Genomic DNA, 3,671 nt, shown 5'->3' with positions numbered 1-3,671 from the left:
CGGGCGCGGAGCCGGTGGTGTCGGTGGTGGCTGTGGGCGGTTCGGCGGTGTCGGCTCCGTCCGGGCCCACCGCCACCGTGACCGGCAGCCGTGCCGTGGCCGGCTCGTCGTCGGCCGCCCGGCGCCGCAGCGCGCGCAGCGCCAGTACGCGCGGGATCTCCAGGACGCCGAGCGCGAGCACGACGTACAGCAGCAGTGCCATCCACACGAAGCCCGGCCAAGCGATCCACTCCGTCCCGCGCGGCCCGAACGCCTTGGGCAGGATCAGCGCGCCCGCCATCGACACCCCGAGCGCGACCACCACACCGGCCCCGACTCGCCGCACGGTGCCCGGCCCCGTGGTGTCGCGCACCAACCGTCGCCACACGTACAGGTGCACGGCGGCAAGCAGCGCGAGCGCGAGCACGGCCACCAGGATCACCAGGACAACGGTCAAGGCAGGACTCCCGAGACTTCCGAGCGAACGGATGTTTCGCAAAAGCGTGTCACGCCCGTCGAGGGCTCGACATCCGGCTCGCGGAGTATCCGGTCCTGCTCCTCCGGGGGAGTGTCGCCTCCTGCCGACGTGCTCGTCCACGTGCTCGCCGGCTCGGCCGCCGGCCTGCTCGCGGACGCGCCCGGGCGCGCGTATTCGCGATGTCGAACGCGGCGTTCGCGGCGTGTGACCTCAGGCCTCGGGAGGCAAAGCGGCAACGGTCCGCGCGTTCCCTCTCCGGTCGACGGAAATCGTTGGTGTACTGCGGGTGAATATCGTTGTTCGGCGTGCGGATCGATTTATCAGAATCCTTGAAAAGGATCATCGCGCAGTCCCGGAAAAAGCGGAACCTCGCATCGCATAATCCGATGGTCGGCGAATTCCGGAGCGTTTGAGAGTGCTGCACGACAGGCCGCGAGGGCGGCCGATTCCGCATCGGCCAAATTCGGGGATATCACGAAGAGTCCGACAGTTACCGAACTCCCCTGTTCGTGGACCACGACGTGCTCAACGTCGATTTTACTGGAATTTTGCATAATCAAGCACTTCAGCCGTGTGATATTAATTCTGTCGGACGGCTGGTTGGTCGGGTCGAAGAGAGTGACGTGAACGAGGTACATACGGTATTCCGTGTGTGGCTTGAAGATTGGCCCGAAAGGGTTGCTGATGGGCGCTGACCGGTACGTGGGGACAAGCCGGCGGCGAGGTGGGGCGAGTTGGCGACTTGTGTGGGGGAAAGATGCTGGATCAGCTCGGAATCGACAGCACGACCGAACTCGTCTATCGAGCCATGCTCGCCCATCCGGACTTGGGTGTCCTCGACCTCGCGACCAAGGCCGGCCTGACCGAGGAGGTCGTGCGGTCCGGGCTCGATCGGCTCAGTGAGCTCTCGCTGGTAAGACCTTCCTATGAGACCGACGGGCAACTTCGCGCCGTGGGGCCCGAGCGGGGGATGGAGCTTTTGCTGGCGCGCCAGCAGGAGGACCTCGCCGCTTTACAGCATCAGGTCGAGCGGTCGAGGGCTGCGGCCGCCCGGCTGATCGCCGACTGTGCCGACCTGCGGCCGGCCTCGAAGAGCCCCGAAGTGGAGCAGTTGGTCGGCCTCGATCGTATTCGCGAGCGCCTGGCGGAGCTCACCCGAAACGTTCGATCCGAGGTGATGACCTTCGCGGCCGGCGGACCCCAGACGGCGGACAATCTGGAGGCTTCCAAGCCGCTCGACCGGGAGTTGCTCGGGCGAGGGGTACAGTTGCGCGTCCTGTATCTGGACGCGGTGCGCAACAGCCAGCCGTCGGTGGACTACGCCACGTGGTTCGGCGAACTCGGCGGACAGGTACGGACGTTGCCGTCACTGCCGGTCCGAATGATCATCGTGGACCGAGAGCTTGCCGTGGTGCCCACGGATGGGCAGAGCAGTGGCAAGGGCGCGGTCGTGCTGTACGGAGACGGTACGGTCACCGCGTTGTGCGCGCTCTTCGACACCCTCTGGGCCGGTGCGGCGCCGTTCGGCAACGTACCGGCGAGGGATCTGCGGGGATTGACCGCCCAGGAGGCCGAGGTGTTGCGCCTGCTCGGTCGAGGGCTGACGGACGAGGCGATCGCGAAGCGGTTGGGGGTCTCGCCCCGCACCGCTCGCCGGGCCGCCGCCGATCTGATGTCGTTGCTCAATGCTCGAAGCCGATTCGAAGCCGGTGCCCGGGCAGCGCAGAACGGCTGGCTGACCCTGGAGCCCCTGGGTTCCTCGGCTGTCTGATGGCCGAGGCGGCGGACGCCTGACGCGTCGTCAACCGCCTGGCGGCTACTGCCAGCCCATGTTGTCGGTGTGCGTGGGGGCGGACGGGGCAACGGTCACGGTGCCGGTCGGCAGGCCCGAGTCGTCGGCGTGTGCCGGACCGGCCAGGGCGACCAGGGCGAGCGTCGCCGAAGCGACCAGTCCGAGGACGGCGACCGCGGCGGTCCTCTTCGTGTCGGTGTGTTTCATGACAGTCCCCTCACTGGTGGAAGTGCGTCCCATGTCGCTTCCGGAGGGCATCCCGCGGTGACGCTCTCCGGTCGGCCGGGGTGTTGCGTTTCGGCCTTGAGAAGAGCATGTCGCCTGGTCAGAGGGGGTGACAGAGGTTGACCCTGGACGGAAAGGGCCCTGGCACAATCCGTCCAGGCCCGGGTTCGGAGGCCGGAACAGGACACGGCGGGGCGCCGGTGGGTTCGGCCGTGGGGGCACCGGGGGACGCGGCTGTCGCCGACCGGTTCGCCCGGGCGTCCTGACAAGGCGTCATATGCTCGCCTCATGGCTCGTGTACAGGCTGTGCTCGACAGGGGCGGTGTGTTCGACCGGGGTGGCGCGCTCGGCGGGGGCGTGAGCTTGGGCCCGGATGGCGTGCTCGGCGCGGGCGAGTGGTCGGACGCGCCGACCCGGCCCTGGTACGCATCGACCGAGCGGCGCACGAGGCCGCTCGACGTGCCGGCGACGGTGGTCGGTGACCCGGATCGGGAGGAGCGGTCGGGGTGGGATCGCGCGACGTGATGCGCGGCGGTGAACCGCTCTCGCTGGAGGACCTGATGCCGTGGGCGAGTCCCGGCATCGCCGCAGGTCGGACCTGGGTGTACGCCCCCGAGCAGGGCACGTTGCGCCGCCGCCGGGAGCGCCTCGCCGAGGCCCTGGCCGAGGACCCGGAGGCGGGGAACGCGCTGTTTCGGCCGTCCCGTTCGCGGACGACGGCCTCGCTACCGGCGCCGCTGCCCGGTTGTGACGCCCCGTCGGGTCCGCTCGCGCGCGAGGTCGGGCCCGCGCCGCGGTTGGTCAGGGTCGCGCGGCGGCCGTTCGACCGACAGTGGCTGCTCGCCGACCACCGGGTGGTGGACTTCGCGCGGCCGGAGCTGTGGCGGGTGCGCGGCGAACACCAGGTCTACTTGACGATGCGACAAGCCGGGGATCCCTGGCCGGTGTTGTGCAGCGCGCTGTTGCCGGACGCGATGCACCACGGGGGGCGCGGTGGGCGAGTGCTGCCGCTGTATCGCGACCCGGCGGGCGCCGAGCCGAACGTCGCGCCGGGCCTGACGTCGCTGCTCGCGGATCGGCTCGGGGCGGCGGTGTCGGCCGAGGACCTGCTCGCGTGGATCGTGGCCGTGACGCGGGATCCGCGGCGGATCCCGCTCACGACGGATCCGCGCGTGTGGGCGGACGGGGTGCGGATCG

4 protein-coding genes and 1 pseudogene are annotated in these 3,671 nt (G+C 69.6%); 3 read left to right on the top strand and 2 right to left on the bottom strand.

Features of this window, described 5'->3' with window-relative positions; all coding sequences use genetic code 11:
- A pseudogene (locus tag GT354_RS32880) lies at positions 1 to 436 on the bottom strand (metallophosphoesterase); the annotation flags it as partial.
- 778 nt (positions 437 to 1,214) lie between these two features.
- Here GT354_RS32880 and GT354_RS32875 point away from each other — a divergent pair.
- Positions 1,215 to 2,228: a helix-turn-helix transcriptional regulator gene (locus GT354_RS32875; RefSeq protein ID WP_161360026.1), complete on the top strand. Its 1,014-nt coding sequence runs from the start codon at positions 1,215 to 1,217 to the stop codon at positions 2,226 to 2,228.
- Positions 2,229 to 2,273: 45 nt separating this feature from the next.
- Here the strand turns inward: GT354_RS32875 and GT354_RS32870 are convergent, their stop codons facing one another.
- Entirely contained in the window at positions 2,274 to 2,456 is a 183-nt protein-coding gene (locus GT354_RS32870) for a hypothetical protein (RefSeq protein WP_161360025.1), read from the bottom strand.
- Between the two features lie 306 nt (positions 2,457 to 2,762).
- On the opposite strand from GT354_RS32870, the gene GT354_RS32865 reads away from it, so the two are divergent.
- Entirely contained in the window at positions 2,763 to 2,999 is a 237-nt protein-coding gene (locus GT354_RS32865) for a hypothetical protein (protein WP_161360024.1), read from the top strand.
- Positions 2,981 to 3,671: type ISP restriction/modification enzyme (locus tag GT354_RS32860; RefSeq protein WP_346012288.1), on the top strand; the 691-nt coding region annotated here is incomplete at its 3' end. The genes GT354_RS32865 and GT354_RS32860, both read left to right, overlap by 19 nt.

It is taken from the genome of Streptomyces sp. SID3343, assembly GCF_009865215.1.
Lineage (GTDB): Bacteria > Actinomycetota > Actinomycetes > Streptomycetales > Streptomycetaceae > Embleya.
Note: the sequence above shows the minus strand (reverse complement) of the source record. Positions and strands in the feature narration are given on the sequence as shown.